Below are 16,661 nucleotides of genomic sequence, written 5' to 3'. Positions count from 1 at the left end.
GTTCACCCTGCTATTTGTAGGGATCGGCGGCATCGCGCAAGCCGTCTCCTAAAAAGTTGAACGCCAGAATGATCAAAATCACCGGGATCATGGGAAAAAGGAGCCATGGATAGAAGGCGATGACGCTGACGCTCCTTGCCTCCGTCAGCAAAATACCCCAGCTCGTGATTGGCGGGCGAAGCCCCAATCCAAGGAAACTAAGTGCGGTTTCGCCGAGAATCATGCTCGGAACGGAGATCGTTGCCGAAGCAATAAGATGCGACATGAAGCCGGGAACGAGATGCCGGCCGATGATACGCGGCGTGCTGGCGCCCATCAATTGCGCAGCGAGAACATAATCCTCCTCGCGCAAGGACAAAAGCTTCGAGCGCACGGCGCGCGCAAGACCGGTCCAGTCGAGAATGCCGAGAATGATGGTGATACCGAAATAGACGATGATCGGGCTCCAGCTCACGGGCATGATCGCCGCCAGCGCCATCCACAACGGCAGGCTCGGCAGCGATTGCAGCACCTCGATCACGCGCTGGACGAGGAGATCGAAGAGACCGCCATGATAGCCCGCCAGACCGCCGATGACGATGCCGAGCACGAAGCTGACCGCGATGCCGATCAGCCCGATGGTCAGAGATATGCGTGCGCCATAGATGATGCGCGACAGCACGTCGCGGCCCAAACGGTCCGTCCCAAGCAGGTACATTTGTCCGCCGACCGCAGGACAGACCAGATGAACGTTCGAATCCACCAGGCCCCAGAAGCGATAGGCATCGCCGCGACAGAAGAAGCGGATCGGCTGCACATCCGAGGGATTATCGATATAGACCCGGCGCAGCGTATCGATATCGAGCGTCATCTTGCGGCCGTACACGAACGGTCCGACAAACTCTCCGTTGTTGAAGAAGTGCACCGCCTGCGGCGGTGAATGGATGTAATCGACATTGCGGGTATGCAGCCCGTAGGGGGCGAGGAACTCGGCAATGACGATCATGCCATAGGCCAGCAGCAGGAAAATGCCTGACGCAAGCGCAAGCTTGTGCTTCTTGAACTTCCACCACATCAGCTTCTTTTGCGAAGCCATGTAATAGCGCTGCTGGCCGGCCGACATGGCCTCGAACTGATCCGGATCGAAATCCGCGCTCGAGACATAATGCTCCAGAGGGGCGCCGGGTTTTGGCAGGGATACGCTCACTTTGTGCTCCTGCCTTGCAAGCGGATGCGGGGGTCGAGAAAGCCGAGGGCAACGTCCGAGATCAGCACGCCGATGACGTTGAGGAAGGCGAGGAACATTAAGAACGAGCCGGCGAGATACATGTCCTGGCTCTGTAGTGCGCGGATCAACATCGGGCCAGTTGTTTCCAGCGACAGCACGATTGCCGTAATCTCGGCGCCCGAAATGATCGACGGCAGGATGGAGCCGATATCGGCAACGAAAAAGTTCAGCGCCATGCGCAGCGGATATTTCACCAGCGCCTTCAGGGGATGCAGCCCCTTGGCCCGCGCAGTGACGACATATTGCTTCTGCATCTCGTCGAGCAGATTGGCGCGGAGGCGGCGGATCATACCGGCCGTTCCGGCCGTGCCGACGATGATGACCGGGATCCAAAGGTGCGACAGGATCGAACGCGCCTTTTCCCAACTCATCGGTTGCGAAAGATACTTTTGATCCATCAGATGTCCGATCGACACGCCGAACCAGACATTGGCGAAATACATCAGGATCAGTGCCAGCATGAAATTCGGAATGGCGATACCGAGCAGACCGAGGAAAGTCAGGCCGTAATCGCCCCAGCTATATTGATGGGTTGCCGAATAGATGCCGATCGGAAAAGCGATCAGCCAGGTCAAAAGGATTGTCGTCATCGAGACGAGGATTGTCAGCCAGAGCCGGTCGCCGACGACATCCGATACCGGCAGCTGATATTCGAAGGAATAACCGAAATCGCCATGCAACATGCCGCCGGCCCAATGAAGGTATTGAAGCGGCAATGGCTGGTCGAGCCCGTATTCGTGGCGAAGATTCTCCATATCCTGGAGATTGGCGGTGTCTCCCTGGGCGCGCAGTTCGGCGATCTGGCTGTCGAAGAAGTCTCCCGGCGGCAGCTGGATAATGGTGAAGACCAACATGGAGATGATGACCAGGGTCGGGATCATCACGGCGGTGCGCCAGAGGATATATTTAAGCATTCCGGCGATCCTCCTTTATCCAGAAGGTGTCCGGCATGTACACGCCGAGCAGGCAGGTCGGGTCGAAGCCGTACAACGCCTTTTCCGGTACATTCTGCATGCTGGCCGAATGCGCGATCGGCTGCAAAGTCGCGTTGACCAGACCGATGGAGAAGACTTGATCCGTGTAGACCTTCAGCATCTTGTGCCAGATTTCGGCACGCTCGAAGGAGGAGGCTGCCTCTTCCCATTCGCCCAGCAGCTTGATCAGCTCGACGGCTTCCGGCACATCGGGAGCCACCCCTTGCGTCTGGCGCGACAGATAATACATGCCCCAAAGCGGCCATTGCATCTGGTCGCTGGTCGTCGGCGCCAATTCGCCTGGATTCATGTCGGCCGTCGCCACGCCATTATCGAGGCCGTACCATAACGACATCAAAATGCGGCCGCCCATGGCGCGACTGCGGAAAACATCACGTTGGGATACGCGGATGAAAAGCGCGATGCCAATCTTGCGCCAGTGATCGGTCACCAACTCGAGCACGTCGGAATCGAGCGTACTTTCGCCAGGGGTCTCAACGGTAATCTCCATTCGCCGACCATCCGACAGCAAACGGACACCGTCTTCATCCCGCTTGTCCAGGCCGACAGCATCCAACAGAGCGTTGGCCTGATCCGGATCGTGCTCGATCCAGGCGGAGGCATATTCAGGTTTGAAAAGCGGACTGTCGGGCAACACCGTGTTGGCGCTTGCCGTGCCGAGACCGTAGAACACGGCCATGTTGATCTCGTGACGATCGATCGCAAGCGACAGCGCTCTGCGCACCCGAACATCGCGCAAGAGATCGCGCCAGACTGCATCGGCGCTATTCAGATTTGGGTACAGGGCAACGCGCGATCCGCGCGCCGCCTTCCAGAGATCGACCTTGATCTTGCTCGGATCGCGCCTCTCCGCCTCCTTGAGGAACGTATAGTCGTTGAAGTCTATGCCGGTCGCCTGAAGATCGCTTTCCCCCGCGCCGGTTTTGGCAGCGATGATCGCCGAAGAACTGATGTTCAGGATCATGCGGTCGATATAGGGCAGCTGCCGCCCGTTCTCGTCAACGCGATGGAAATAGGGGTTGCGTTCGAATACGAACTGCTCGGCCGGCGGCGCTGTCGTGTTTTTCCATGGGTCGAGTACCGGCAATTTGGGATTTTCAGGCCGGTAGGAGCGGCCCATCTTGATATGCAGATCCTGCCATTTCTTCACGCGGCTTTCCTTCATCAGCGAGGAAAGGCGAATGTTGTCCTGATATTTCTTATGGAACTGCTTGAGATAATGTGCCGGCCCGGCGATGACGAGCGGCTGCGGGGCAGCCAGGATCGGCAAGAAATTCGGGTTGGGATCATCCCAGGAATAGCGCACCGTCAAGTCGTCGAGCAGCTCGAAACGCGGCAGGCTACCGTGCGGGCGCAGCTCCAACGCACCTCCACCGGGCGTTAGCTCCTTGTTGAGGATAACGTCTTCCCACCAATACCGGAAATCATGGGCCGTAAACGGCTGTCCGTCGGACCATTTATGGCCCTCGCGCAGCTTGAAGGTGAACACCATATCGTTGACGGTGGAAAAGGATTCCAGAATATCCGGCTGAAGCGTCAGCGTGCTGTCATAACCAACCAGGCGGGCATAGCCATAGATGGTCATGAGGCGGATGTCGTTCTGGCTGCCGATGAGCGTGCGCACGGAGCCGCCGTAACGGCCCGCCACGCGGCCCATGCCCGCGACGTTGATGACGCGGGGGAACTTCGGCAGACGTTTGGCGAGGTGCGGCATCTGGCCGGCCCTCAGCCAATCGGCGAGGTATTCCGGCTCATTGTCGACATCGGCCGCCAGAACAGGCTGCGGCAAAACTGCGGAAGCCATCAGGCCAAGGAATGTACGCCGGCCGATCATTTGCGCAACTCCTGGGCATCGACACCCCGACGCACGCGCACGAAATGTCCGCCGCCCAAATCCGCATAGGTAAGCTCCCCGTCGGCACCGTCCGAAAATTGCGGCCCCCATTTCTGCCGGGCAGCAGGGCCTTCGCTGTTCAGGGCGGAAAAATCCAGCGGTCGGTCGAGATCGGGAAACGGAACGGCGGCGAGCAGAGAACGCGTATAGGGATGGACGGGGGCGCGCAGAATGACCTCCCGCGGAGCGATTTCGACGATGCGTCCTCGCGCCATGACGGCTATGCGGTCAGCCATGTAATCCACCACTGCGAGATTATGCGAAATGAACAGATAGGTCAGACCGAGCTCTTTCTGCAGATCCTTGAGAAGGTTCAGGATCTGCGCCTGAACGGACACATCGAGCGCCGAGACGGGCTCATCGAGGATCAGAAGCTTTGGTCCAAGCGCCAATGCGCGCGCAATTCCGATACGCTGCCGCTGGCCTCCGGAAAAGCTGTGCGGATAGCGGCTCAGATAGTGCTTGTCGAGCCCGATCGCCTGCATCAGTGCCGTAACCTTCTCCTTGCGCTCGTCGCTGTCGCCACGCCCGTGGATTTCCAAGGGTTCGCTGAGGATGTTGCGGATGGTCATGCGCGGAGAAAGCGAAGAGACCGGATCCTGGAACACCATCTGAATCTTCGTGCGCAGATCCATCAATTCGTCGCCCTTGACGGCAAGCACATCAATCTTGCCGCTGCCGTCGTCGAAGCTGACGGAACCGCTATCGGCAGTGACACCCCGCATCAGTATCTTGCTGACGGTGGTCTTGCCGCAGCCGCTTTCCCCAACCAAGCCAAGACATTCGCCGCGGCGAATGTCGAAACTGACATCATCGACCGCACGGAACTTCGTGCCATCGCGCCGCCCAAACAATCCGCCGGCCTTCGACGTGTAGGTCTTGGTCAGATTGCGCACACTGAGCAGGACATCGGGCGCGGCGCCCGCAGCCGGCACGCCGCCGCCGATAAGCTTCTTCTTGCCGGAAAAGGTGCCGAGATTGACCGGAACGTCCCGCAGGGACTTCAATCTTTCTCCCGGCTTCATATCGAAATGCGGCACCGCCGACATCAGCGCCTTCAGATAGCGATGCTGCGGCTGGCGAAAGATCGTCTCGACCGGGCCTGCTTCCATGATCTCGCCGTGATAGATGACCACGACTTCGTCGGCCATATTCGCGACAACGCCGAGATCATGGGTGATCAGCAGCATCGCCATGTTGAACGTCTGCTGGAGATTGCGCAGCAGGCCGAGGATCTGCGCCTGAATGGTGACATCCAACGCGGTCGTCGGCTCGTCGGCAATCAGGAGTGCCGGGTTGCAGATCAGAGCCATAGCGATCATTGCACGCTGGCGCATGCCCCCGGAAAGCTCGAAGGGATACATGTCGAAAGTTCGAACCGGGTCCTGAAAGCCGACGAGATGCAGCATCTCTTCCGTCTTTTCACGCTGTTCGGCTCTGCTGGTACCTGCGCTATGAATGCGCAGCGCTTCGCTGATCTGGTTGCCGACCGTATGCAACGGCGACAGCGAGGTCATCGGTTCCTGGAAGATCTTTGCCATGCGTGCGCCGCGCAGCGCGCGGATAGCGACTCCGTCACGCGGCAGCTGGAGAATATCGGTGGTCTTGCCGTCGAGCGGATCGGTGAAGAGAATCCGTCCGGTCGCCTTCGCCGCCGCCGGAAGAATGCCCATAATCGACTGGCTAATGATCGATTTGCCGGAGCCGGATTCGCCGACAAGCGCCGTGACCTTGCCCGGAAGCACCCTCAAGCCGGCATTTTTGACGACGCGCAGACTATCCCCGTAGAGGGAAAACGAGACGTCGAGGTTCTCGATACGCAGTAAATCAGTCCCTGACGCCATACATATTACTTCCCGCTCACATGACCTTTGTGGCCTTATGCGGCACACTAACGTAGGCCATAACGGGTGTCTAGCTGGTCAAAGCGATGCGGAGACTGTAAAAAAACTGTCGCCTTTCCAGTGATATATCGACTTATGCTGAAGCGTAAGGCATGTGCCGTCACGGAGCGAGGTTTTCGACTTGAAGACGGCCCTCGAACTTCTTGGCATCCCTGTGCAACAGAATAACCTGTTCGGCCTCGGAGAGGCTGTCGGCCGCCGTCTCCTGAAAGATCTCCAGCGCGCTGCTGGCTGCTGCCGCGGCCTTCGGAGAGACGACTGTGAAACGCTGGCGCACGCCGCGCAGCTTTTCTTCTCCCAGCGTCCCCCATTCGCAATCGGTGTAACTTGAGAAAGCCTGGCTCGCGACGACCTCCGTCGAATATTTCTTGGTCAGCGACTGCAGCCTCTCGACCTCGTTGACCGCCGCGCCAAAGGCCGAAAAGGTCAGCCGGTCCTTCAATCCGACATTGCCGAACATGACGTTGCCGACATGCAGGCCGATCCCGTAGCGGACCTCGCTCAGATTACGCGACTGGCGATCGCTGTTGAGCGCGGCAACGCGGCGCTGCGCTTCGAAAACAGCCGACAGCGCGGCTTCGCACGCGACCTTGGATGGGTCCTTGTGCCGGCCGCATGGATAGACCGCCAGAAAACCGTCGCCGAGAAAGCTCAAGATCTCGCCGCCGTTGCGGTTGAAAGGCGCAGCAATCGCATCGAAGAATTCGTTCAGCGTATCGATATAGGCTTGGCGCCCTTCCTTTTCGGCAAAAACTGTGGATTGCCGCATGTCGCCCATGACGAGCGCTGCTCGGATCGTCTCTCCATCGCCGCGGCGGATTTGGCCGTTCAGCACGCGCTTCCCGGCATCGCCGCCGAGATAGGTGGTCAGCATATTGTTGGCGAGCTTGCCGAGAACAGCCATCTTGGCGGCCATGGCGAGATGATTCTGCATGCGCATCAACGCGCCGATCATATCCTCGCTGAAACCACCGATGTTATCGGTGGACCAGGAGCCCATCATGCCCTGCATCGAACCAGCCCCGAAGGTCTGCACGAAGGCCATGTAGTCGGTCACCTTCTCCTTGCGCAGGTCCTCGAAGATCGGAAACTCGACCGCGCCGTCACTATCGATCCGGCGACGCAAGTGCTGAAGATTGTTGGAGAGAAGATAATAATAAGGGCTGCGCGTGAAGCGTTCCGGCTGTTCATTCCCGTGCCGGTAACCCTCGATCGTCAGACCGCCACCCCGACGCCAGGTAAAACCGAGCGCGTCATAGAGCGGATGCAGCATAGAGAAGGTCAGATGCACGCGCTTGAGCGGCATCCCGGTGGCGGCCATGCGTTCGCAGAAACCGCGAACAACTGTTTCCAGGTTCTCGCCCGTCAGGGCGGCCTGCGTCAGCCATTCCGCAACTTTATCGATAAGAATATCAGAGACACCCGAATTGATTGCCATTATTCCCACGGCCCATCCTGCAATGCTTGATGCCTCCCCCGCCTATGGCGTACCGTCGATTTCGTCGGCATCCGTATCCGGGACTTCCAGCCCATCGTCAAAGACTGAAAGAAGCATCATGCGACGGCACCGACACGTTCCATTGCCACCTTGGATCGTGCAGGCACCCAAAATATCGACTGTATTTCCTCACACCCCGCACATGACATGCAGCAGAACGACAGCCGCCACAACCAACGACTCTCGTTTTGTTCTCATTGAGATAAGGCGCATATTCAGCTGACACAATGGGCAAAAAACAAATGGATCGATAAATTTGCGACTGCAGCCCTGCGCGCCGCAGATGAAATCATTCGCCCGCGGCAAGCGCGGGCGGCCGCTTTCCCCGCAACGCCATGGCTGCCATAGCATACCCCCCGCTCGCCCCATCGATGAAGTGCATATGGTCGCGCATGAGAGGCGTCGGAACGAAACAGGTCATCAGCGCACTGTCCTGCCGATGCAGACCGAAGCGACACACGCCTTCTGCCTCTGCCTGGCGTAAGCGTGCCTCGATACGTTCGAGATGTTCGGCGTCGACATCGATGGTCATTTTCAGACCGTCATCGAACTTACGGAAATCGGAATTCGCAGCGAGATCGCGCCGATAGGCCTTGGCATCGAAGAATGCTGCCCTTACGCGGAACTTGTCGAGGCTCCAGAGCAGGATGACCTGGGCGTCGATAAGAAGCTTGCGCCACCAGCGATTGGCCGGAGCGGCAAGAGCCCGGGCTTCGATATCGACACCATCGAACCTCAATGCTGGCGTCGGGCCTTCAACCGGCACGGGGTGGCTGTCGCGGCTCTGCTCTGCAGAGATGGCGATGATATCGGCGACCAATTGCTGAAACTGCGGACCGTTTCCACCCTCGCCGGGGATGGCGATGATGGAGATGATCTCGCCATTTTGCGCCTTTATCGGATTCCAGCGGCAGGAAAGCCCTGTTAGATCAGGCTCAGCCTTTTCCGGCGGCGCTTCGACGATGAAGCGTCCTTCCTTCATCTGCCGTTCTGCCCAGCTCGTGCCGCCACCCGAAAACATGGCGTAGGAAACATGGTCGTTTGGGTTGAAACGCGCGACCTGCACGTCGAACCCCTCGTCGCGGATGGCGGCCATCGGCACCAAGGCGGTGCGCAGATCGAGCTGCAGCTCTTCCATCACCCAGCCCCGCACCGCTGAAAGCGCCTGCCGCGCCCGCTTCTCGCCGGAGGGCGGGACTGCCACCAATGCGCCATCCCCGCCGAACGCGAAGGGATAGTCACCTCGATCCAAAGCGTTCAGCACGGCGGAAATCACGCTGGCGCCGGCCATGTTGACCGACTTGTAATGACCCGCGGCAATCGCCTTTGTCGAGCTGACGATGTCGGCGATCGCAATCGACCAGTCACCCGGCAGGGGCTGATAGTTGGCGCTGTCGGTCACACCCTCGAAACGGGTGAAACCCGAAAGCTTGTGGAAGAAATCATCGTTGGACGGCTCCGCCATGATATCCCCCTTCTGTGAGCGCCGCGACAATCTATCCCTACATCATATGCGTCGAAAAGCCAGCGGGTGGTCGACGCCGCGATGCCCGCCATGCTAGGCCACGGCGGAAGAGGCATAGAACGCCAAGGATATTACAAATACGATGAGCCGCCTGGATAGTTTCATTCGCCGCCTCAGTGCGCAGCGCGACATTCTCAACGCCGTTGCCGATGAGGTGAAAACGCTCGACGGCCCGGTGCTGGAGCTTGGCCTCGGCAACGGCCGCACCTTCGATCATCTGCGCGAACTCTTCCCCGATCATCGCATCGTCGCATTCGACCGGACGGTCAACGCCTATGGTCCTTCCATGCCGTCGGCCGAAAACCTTGTTCTCGGTGAGATCAAGGACACGGCGAGAACTTTCATTGGCGCCAACGCCTCGCTCGCCCATGCCGATATCGGCACCGGCTATGAAGACAAGGATGCGATAACATTGACCTGGCTGCCGGAAATCATGGCTGGCGTGCTGGCATCAGGCGGGCTTGCGGTCAGCGGCCTTCCCCTCGACCATCCGGATCTCGCTGTACTGCCGCTGCCCTCGAGCGTCAAGGACGGGCGCTATTTCATCTATCGGCGCAGATAGGGTCAGCGCAGAAACAGGACGTCGAACTGTTCGCCCGCCACCGGCAGTTCGACCACCTTCATGATCCGCTCGCCGCTTTCGAAAAAGGCGAGACATTCGCTATAGTGCCGGGCAAGATCGACAATGAAGTCTCTGGTCTGATCCTTGCCGTAGAAGGCCGGTGTGAATTCCATGTAGAGCGGCACCTTGCGGGCCATCAACACGCCCATCGAACGGCAGGCAACCGGCTCGTATCCCTCGATGTCCATCCAGATCAGCCCGACATCGGCGGGATCGACGCCTGCCTGCAGCAGGATATCGCCGACCGGCCGGACGGGCACCGAGATCTTCTCGTCGGTCGGACTTTGCCGCAGCGCGCTGCTTTTGCCATGGTTCTTGTGATTGAGATAGAAATCGAGCTGGCCCTCGCGATCGCCGGCGGCGCAATTGACCGCAGTCACCATTTCCTTCAGGCCATTATCGGCAATATTGACCGCCAGCAGGCGAAAATTGCGCGGGTCCGGCTCGACGCTGACGATGCGGTCATAGGCGCCGCTCAAGGCAAAATAGCAGGTCTGCGTGCCGATATTGCCGCCGAGTTCCAGGAGCGCCGATCCCTTGCGCAACACGCCGTGTTCGCGCAGGACGCTCAGCAGGCGATCGACATGGTCGCGCTCGAAATGCCCTTTGCGAAAAACCTTGCGGCCGATGTAGTCGGCCGGCGAGAAACTGAGGACGTGATCGCCGCAATCGACCGTCATCGTCTTCACGCGGGGGCCGATCGCACTGACAAGGATATCCCGACCGAGCCTGGTGTCGAACAAGCGCGTGGCGATCGCGTCCCGCTTGCGGCGAAAAGCTCGCTTCCAGTATTTTCGTGTGAGAATCTTGGCGTCAAACATGAGCGCCATCTCTACACTGGCGCCATTCCGTTGCAAACGGACAAGGGCGACGCCGCCGCCACTCTCTGAAAATCAGGCAAAGTGCGCGCTCGCCTCTTTCGAAACGATATAGACCCGCAAGGGCTCACCCCGGCCTCTGACCGCAATCTCGCGGCTTTCGGTGCTGGCGACATCGGCTTCCGAAAGCTGCGCCACCGGCTCCGAAAAGACCAGCGCGGCGTTGAATTCCTTGGCGACGCTTTCCAGACGGCTGGCGACATTGACGGTATCGCCGATCGCCGTCACGTTCTTGACAGTGCCGTATCCCATCGAGCCCACTACCGCGAGACCGGTATGGATGCCGATGGCGATTTCGAGAGGGGCAGCCAGGTCATCAGCCAGCTCGGCGCTGAGCTTGTCGATCTCGTGGATGATCGCCGCGGCCGCCTTCAGAGCCTGACGATTGGCCTCCTTCGGGGTTGCGCGAAGGCCGAAGAGCGCCATCGCGCCATCGCCGATGAATTTGTCCAGCCGACCGCCATTTTCTTCGATGATGCGGCCAACGATGGCGAAATAGCGGTTGAGCAGGAAAACGATGTCGAAGGGCAGCCGCGATTCCGTCAGCGAGGTGAAATGGCGTAGATCGCAGAAGAATACGACGATCTCGCGCTCGCGGCCGGGACTTGCGGCCTGCGTGTAGACCGGGATCGCCGCCTCGGCCATCGGCGTCAGCAATGGCACCACGCTGACATTGCCGGTCGGGCGTAGCTGGCAGGCAAGCCTGATATCCGGCGTGGCGCCGATACGATTCAAGGTCTTCTGCTCCAGCGGCTCGGGCGGCGGCAGATTTTCGGCTCCCTCGATGATCTGCACGCGGCAGGTGGAGCATTGCCCCTTGCCTCCACAGACCGAATAATGGGGAATGCCGCCAAGACGGCTTGCCTCGAGCACGCTGAAGCCGCGCGGTGCGTGCACGATTTCCCCCCCTGCGTAACGAATGGCGACCTGATATTGCCGTTCTCGCAGTCTGCGATGCGCTCGGAAGGCAAAAAGAACGCCGATCGACAGACTGAAGGCGCCGTAGAATCCGGCGCGGTAAGGCCACAAGTCTTCCGCCATCTTACCGCCGGGCGCCGAGCCTGTTTCGCCAAAGCTTCGTACGTCGCTGTAATAGCCGCCGGGATAGCCACGTTCATCCTCCTGGGCGACCTCATGGGCCACTGTCTTTCCCATTGCGGCAAAGCCGAGCAAAGCGAGAATCGGCAGGACGATGGCAAGCGACAGCATGACGGGCGCGATCGCCATATACCAGCGGCGGTAGCGCAGCCAGAAATGAACGCCGATGCATCCGTGAAGCCAAACGATCAGGAGGACGAACGACTGGCGCATCCCATTGAACGGCGAAGTCACCCAGAGGGTGCGAACGATCGCCTTATAGGTGTCGTGATAACCGTAGACCTCATGAACGATGCGTGTCGCAACTATATGGTCGATCAGCAGAAGGGGGACCAGGAGACCGGTGACGATCTGAAAAGCCTCGCCGGCGGGCATGACGAGCGTCCTGCGCTTGTAGAGCATTCGCAGCACGAGCAGAATATGCAGGATCAGCGCCCCGTAGAGCAGCACGGTTCCGACCGGATTGCGCCAAACCGCCATGAACCAATGTTGCGCATGTTCGGCCATGCCGAGCGAGATCAGGCCGAGGGAATGGTTGGCCAAATGCATGATGACGAAAGCAAAAACGATCAGACCCGAGCCGAGACGCAGCTTTCGCACGAGGCGATCGGTCATGATTGGCTTTCTTGCCTCTATGGTCATCAAACCCAATGTATATTGCCCGTTCACAACTGATCCGAAAACGGTTATCGCCTATTCATCTACAGCGCCACACGTCAAATATGACGCGCAAAGGTCGCTGTAGCACTTTTAACCTGCTGCATAATTTTATCCTCAAATCGATTCCGATTTAAGGAATTATGCAGTAGCCGCAACGCCGCATTCTGTCGAGGATGCGGCTTTTTGAAGCAGGGATCTTATTGTCACGCAACGGGTCGGAATTCGGGCAATCCTTTCACGATTCGGGTTCCTGCCATCACTTAATCGTCAACCGTGTGACGACATCATGAAAATCGCCTTTTACGCTCCCTTGAAGTCGCCTGCCCATCCGGTTCCATCCGGCGACCGGCTGATGGCGCGCCAGATCATCGCAGCATTGAAGATGGCGGGGCATGAGGTTGAAGTCGCTTCCGAATTGCGCAGCTTCACGCCGACTCCGGACGCCGGCCCACGCGTTGAGATCGCCGGGCAGGCGAAAAGTGAGGCAGAGCAATTGCTGGAACAGTGGCGGGATACGGCACCGCCGGATCTATGGTTCACCTATCATCCCTATTACAAGACACCCGATCTCATCGGCCCGTCCGTCGCCAGGAGGCTTAATATCCCCTATGTCACGGCCGAGGCTTCCTACTCCCGCCGTCATGACGAGACCGGCTGGCACGAGAACCAGCGCCTTATTGCCGATGCGGTAAGGCTAGCCACCGTCAATCTATGCTTCACCGAGCGCGACCGGATCGGTTTGCTCGATGCAATTCCCGAGGGCCGTTACGAGCGCTTCCCACCCTTCATCGATACCGCGCCCTTTGCACGCTCCTCCCCCGATCCGCGACGGCTGATTACGGTGGCGATGTTGCGCAGGGGCGACAAGTTCGACAGCTACGCCATGCTGGCAAGTGCGCTCGATCTCATCCGCGATCAGGATTGGACCTTGACTATCATTGGCGACGGGCCGATGCGGGCCGAGGCAAGGTCGTTGTTTTCCACGTTCGGTGAAAACCGCATTATCTGGCGCGGAGAGCGCTCTACCGCAGAGATCGCGCAAGAGCTGGCAACCGCCGGCCTTTATGTCTGGCCCGGCTGCAACGAAGCCTATGGCCTTGCCTATCTCGAGGCGCAGGCAGCGGGCCTGCCCGTCGTCGCGCAGGCAACGGCCGGTGTGCCTGAGGTGGTGATGGCGGGCATGACAGGACTTCTAACACAGGAAGGCGATATGGAGGCCTATGCCGGGGCTATCGCCGAGCTTTTGAACGACGCGAGCCGGCATCGGGCCATGGCAGACGCAGCCTATGACTTCGCGCATCAGGAGCGTTCACTGCCCGCCGCATCGAAGCGGCTGGAAACCATTCTTCGAAAATATCTGGGAGACACCTATTATGAGCGATAGAGCCGATTGGCAGCCCCTGCGCGACGAGCTGTGGCGATGGAGCGAGGCCGGACGAAAGGTGAAATTCTGGTTCCGCGACGATGACGCCATCGAGCCGACCCCTGCCCTCGACCGGCTTCTATCGCTTGCCAATCGTTTCGACGTGCCGATGGCGCTTGCGATCATCCCGGGACCGACGGGCAAGGCACTCGCCGAACGTCTGGCGCGGGAAAGCCGCATCACCGCCACCGTGCATGGCTGGACCCACCAGAACTATGCGCCTGACGACACCAAGAAGCAGGAACTCGGCCTGCACCGGCCGCAGGCGGTCGTGCTGGACGAGCTGCACCGCGGCTTCGATAAGCTCGAAGCTCTTTATGGCAAGCAGTTCGTACCGCTGCTGGTGCCGCCGTGGAACAGGATTGACGATGCGCTGCTGCCGCATCTTGCCCCCTTCGGCTATCGCGCCGTCTCCGTCTTCGGATTGGCAAAACGGGGCCCCATCGGCCTGATCAACACGCATATCGATATCATGAGATGGCACGGGGTGCGCGGCGGTCTACCGCATGCCGAAGTGATCGGACGTCTCGTGGAAGAGCTCCGGATCCGCTTCGACGGTCACGACGAACCGATCGGGGTGATGACGCACCATCTCGTCCATGACGATCTCGCCTGGGATTTTGTCGAGACACTGTTCGAAGAAACGGCCGACCATGCCGCCATCGAATGGCGGCCGGTCGGCAACTTCGTATACTAAAGCGCATCGCACTTAGCTAAGTTCCTGGGCAAGCCCGATGAGAAGCCCTTCAGGCCCGCGGATATAGCAGAGGCGATATGCGTTGCCATACCGGACGACCTCGCCGACGAGCTGCGCGCCGCGCATGCGGAGCCTTTCAAGGGTGTCATCGATGTCGTCCACGGCAAACATGACACGGAGATAGCCCAAAGCGTTGACCGGGGCGTTGCGATGATCCGCGACGACAGGCGGCGCAAGGAAACGGGAGAGCTCCAGCCGGCTGTGGCCGTCCGGCGTTCGCATCATGGCAATTTCGACGCGCTGATCGCCGAGCCCGGTGATGCGCCCGGCCCACTCTCCCTCAATCGTCGCCTGCCCTTCGAGCTCAAGACCAAGTTCGCGAAAGAAATCAATCGTCGCTGCCAGGTCTTCGACGACGATTCCGACATTGTCCATCCGTTTGACGGCCATGCTTGCAACCTCCCGAAAGTCGTTCCAGTCTACGGGGTGTGGCCCGGTCTAACGACGGACGCTTGCGGCCAAACGTACCTCAGAGCTGCAGCGATTGTCCGTCAAAGGCGAAGAACGCTTCAGGGAAGCTCTTCTGCGCATCGTGCTGCATGTCATCCAGTTCGCGGTCCGTGCGGCCAGGCGCATGATGGAACATGGCAAGCCGCTTGGCACCGGCCTTCTTGGCGAGCTTGATGCCCTCCTGCCATGTAGAATGGCCAAAACCGAGATATTTCTGCATCTCCGCTTCGAGATAGGTCGCATCGTAGATGGCAAGATCTGCATCCGCCATCAGTTCGAGCGCCGCCTCATCGAGTTTGCCTGCCACATGCTCGGTATCATAGACCATGGCGATCACCCGGCCCGCCCATTCGATGCGATAGCCGATACAGCCGCCGGGATGGTTCAGCCTCGTCGTATGGATGACGATGCCCGGATGCGGCTTCAAGGTATCGCCGGCGGCGAAATCGCGGAAATTCATCGTGGCACGACAGATGTCGGGTTCAACAGGAAACCACGGCGGCCGCATGAACTGGCCGATCAACTGCCGCGTCGTCGTCTTGCCCGCCAGATGGCCCGACCAGAGATCGACGCTGACGCGCGGATCGTAGATGGCGTTGAAGAAAGGCAGCCCGATGATGTGGTCGTAGTGGGAGTGAGTGAAGAAGAGATCGATATCGCGGACCCCCTCCTTGGCAAGCGAGCCGGCCGCTTCGCGCAAACCCGTTCCGGCGTCGAATAAGATATGCCTGCCCGCATGCCGTAACTCTATGCACGACGTATTACCGCCGTACCGCTCAAATTCCGGTCCCGATACAGGGATGCTTCCCCGCACGCCCCAAAATTTCAGCTCAAAACTATCGTTGTTCATGGAAGTTTTTACACCATTCCCCTTTCGGTCAAAAAAAGCACACTTTTGCTATCGTGCGAAGCCAGCAATTTCTAAAAGTCGTGCAGTGGTAAAAACTGGATCTCATCGGTCGGCCGACACAGATCGTTGAACGGATTGCCGCCAACGGATCGCACAGATCTAATATAGGTATGAAATGGCAGAATAGATAAGAGGCGGGAATTCGCGTGTGACGCCAGCGACCCAAATTATATTAGCGCTCAATGAAAAGCGAATCTTGGGAAGAGCCAAGAAGATTTGGGAGAAACTTGGGCGCCTTTATCTTACAGCGTCGCGGCCGACCGTGCGGCCTGTTCGTAATAGCCGGACAATGCCCTGAGATGCGAAGCAATATCGGAGAGGTCATCTTGCGAGAGACCCGATACCTTCGTCGCCTCGACAAGCAGCCGCTCGCGAATTTCGGTATAGCGCTTCAGCGCGTCCAGGCCCTTGTCGGTGACCCGGATGGTCTTTTCCTTGCCGATCTTGCCGCTTTTGACAAGGCCTGCCGCCTCGAGCTTCTTGATGGCGTAGTTGGCGACATGCGTGTCCTCGATGTCGAGGACGAGGCAGAGATCGGCAAGCGTTTTCGGCCGGTCGCGATGCCGCACGGAATGGATGATCAGGATCTCGATCGGCGAAAGGCCAGGCACGCCGGCCGCCGCCATGCAGCGCACCAGCCATCGATTGAAGGCATGCGAAAAGAGAATAGACCCATATTCCAGCTCCGACAGGGCCGGCGAGCTACCACCGGCCAGATGGGCCGACGATACGATCAATTCACGCCGTTCGCTCTTTTCCTCGGACGTCACCTGAAACTCC

Annotated in this window: 14 protein-coding genes; 3 read left to right on the top strand and 11 right to left on the bottom strand. The window is 59.1% G+C overall.

Going from position 1 to position 16,661, the window contains the following annotated elements; all coding sequences use genetic code 11:
• Positions 1-10: 10 nt before the first annotated feature.
• The 6 genes from AC13RE_RS21950 to AC13RE_RS21925 all read right to left on the bottom strand — a co-directional run bounded on the left by AC13RE_RS21950 (position 11) and on the right by AC13RE_RS21925 (position 9,023).
• Positions 11-1,186, bottom strand: coding sequence for an ABC transporter permease (locus AC13RE_RS21950; protein ID WP_132719278.1), 1,176 nt, complete (start codon positions 1,184-1,186; stop codon positions 11-13).
• Positions 1,183-2,181, bottom strand: a complete 999-nt coding sequence (locus AC13RE_RS21945) for an ABC transporter permease (RefSeq protein WP_488564500.1) — start codon at positions 2,179-2,181, stop codon at positions 1,183-1,185. The genes AC13RE_RS21950 and AC13RE_RS21945 overlap by 4 nt, the downstream gene beginning before the upstream one ends.
• The gene (locus AC13RE_RS21940) at positions 2,174-4,096 is read right to left on the bottom strand and encodes an ABC transporter substrate-binding protein (protein ID WP_488564499.1); all 1,923 of its coding nucleotides are present in this window, start codon (positions 4,094-4,096) and stop codon (positions 2,174-2,176) included. Before AC13RE_RS21940 ends, AC13RE_RS21945 begins: the two co-directional genes overlap by 8 nt.
• Complete coding sequence (locus AC13RE_RS21935; RefSeq protein WP_488564498.1) at positions 4,093-6,000, bottom strand: ABC transporter ATP-binding protein; 1,908 nt, start codon at positions 5,998-6,000, stop codon at positions 4,093-4,095. Before AC13RE_RS21935 ends, AC13RE_RS21940 begins: the two co-directional genes overlap by 4 nt.
• Positions 6,001-6,160: 160 nt before the next feature.
• Positions 6,161-7,498 (bottom strand): adenylate/guanylate cyclase domain-containing protein, encoded by a 1,338-nt coding sequence (locus tag AC13RE_RS21930; RefSeq protein ID WP_488564497.1) that lies wholly within the window; start codon positions 7,496-7,498, stop codon positions 6,161-6,163.
• Between the two features lie 349 nt (positions 7,499-7,847).
• Positions 7,848-9,023, bottom strand: a complete 1,176-nt coding sequence (locus tag AC13RE_RS21925) for a DUF3095 domain-containing protein (protein ID WP_488564496.1) — start codon at positions 9,021-9,023, stop codon at positions 7,848-7,850.
• A 142-nt stretch (positions 9,024-9,165) separates the two neighbouring features.
• Between AC13RE_RS21925 and AC13RE_RS21920 the strand changes: the two genes are divergently transcribed.
• Positions 9,166-9,645: a class I SAM-dependent methyltransferase gene (locus AC13RE_RS21920; RefSeq protein WP_015343458.1), complete on the top strand. Its 480-nt coding sequence runs from the start codon at positions 9,166-9,168 to the stop codon at positions 9,643-9,645.
• Positions 9,646-9,647: 2 nt separating this feature from the next.
• Here the strand turns inward: AC13RE_RS21920 and AC13RE_RS21915 are convergent, their stop codons facing one another.
• Together AC13RE_RS21915 and AC13RE_RS21910 are read right to left on the bottom strand one after the other, a co-directional pair.
• Positions 9,648-10,526 carry an FkbM family methyltransferase gene (locus AC13RE_RS21915; RefSeq protein WP_488564495.1) on the bottom strand — a complete coding sequence of 293 codons (879 nt, stop codon included), beginning with the start codon at positions 10,524-10,526 and terminating at the stop codon, positions 9,648-9,650.
• Between the two features lie 72 nt (positions 10,527-10,598).
• Positions 10,599-12,323, bottom strand: a complete 1,725-nt coding sequence (locus tag AC13RE_RS21910; RefSeq protein ID WP_488564580.1) for an adenylate/guanylate cyclase domain-containing protein — start codon at positions 12,321-12,323, stop codon at positions 10,599-10,601.
• A gap of 304 nt (positions 12,324-12,627) precedes the next feature.
• Here AC13RE_RS21910 and AC13RE_RS21905 point away from each other — a divergent pair, with 304 nt between their 5' ends.
• Together AC13RE_RS21905 and AC13RE_RS21900 are read left to right on the top strand one after the other, a co-directional pair.
• The gene (locus tag AC13RE_RS21905; RefSeq protein WP_488564494.1) at positions 12,628-13,725 is read left to right on the top strand and encodes a glycosyltransferase family 4 protein; all 1,098 of its coding nucleotides are present in this window, start codon (positions 12,628-12,630) and stop codon (positions 13,723-13,725) included.
• Positions 13,715-14,461, top strand: a complete 747-nt coding sequence (locus tag AC13RE_RS21900; RefSeq protein ID WP_488564493.1) for a polysaccharide deacetylase family protein — start codon at positions 13,715-13,717, stop codon at positions 14,459-14,461. The genes AC13RE_RS21905 and AC13RE_RS21900 overlap by 11 nt, the downstream gene beginning before the upstream one ends.
• A 12-nt stretch (positions 14,462-14,473) precedes the next feature.
• On the opposite strand, the gene AC13RE_RS21895 is transcribed toward AC13RE_RS21900, so the two are convergent.
• From AC13RE_RS21895 to AC13RE_RS21885, 3 genes are all read right to left on the bottom strand, one after another.
• On the bottom strand, positions 14,474-14,911 hold the full coding sequence (locus tag AC13RE_RS21895) for a VOC family protein (RefSeq protein WP_488564492.1): 438 nt from the start codon (positions 14,909-14,911) through the stop codon (positions 14,474-14,476).
• Positions 14,912-14,990: 79 nt separating this feature from the next.
• A complete protein-coding gene (locus AC13RE_RS21890; protein ID WP_112410346.1) occupies positions 14,991-15,821 on the bottom strand; it encodes an MBL fold metallo-hydrolase in 831 nt (276 codons plus the stop codon).
• Positions 15,822-16,123: 302 nt separating this feature from the next.
• Entirely contained in the window at positions 16,124-16,651 is a 528-nt protein-coding gene (locus tag AC13RE_RS21885) for a winged helix DNA-binding protein (protein WP_488564491.1), read from the bottom strand.
• Positions 16,652-16,661: the final 10 nt, after the last annotated feature.

Source organism: Martinezella sp. CNPSo 3959 (assembly GCF_057784355.1).
Note: the sequence above shows the minus strand (reverse complement) of the source record. Positions and strands in the feature narration are given on the sequence as shown.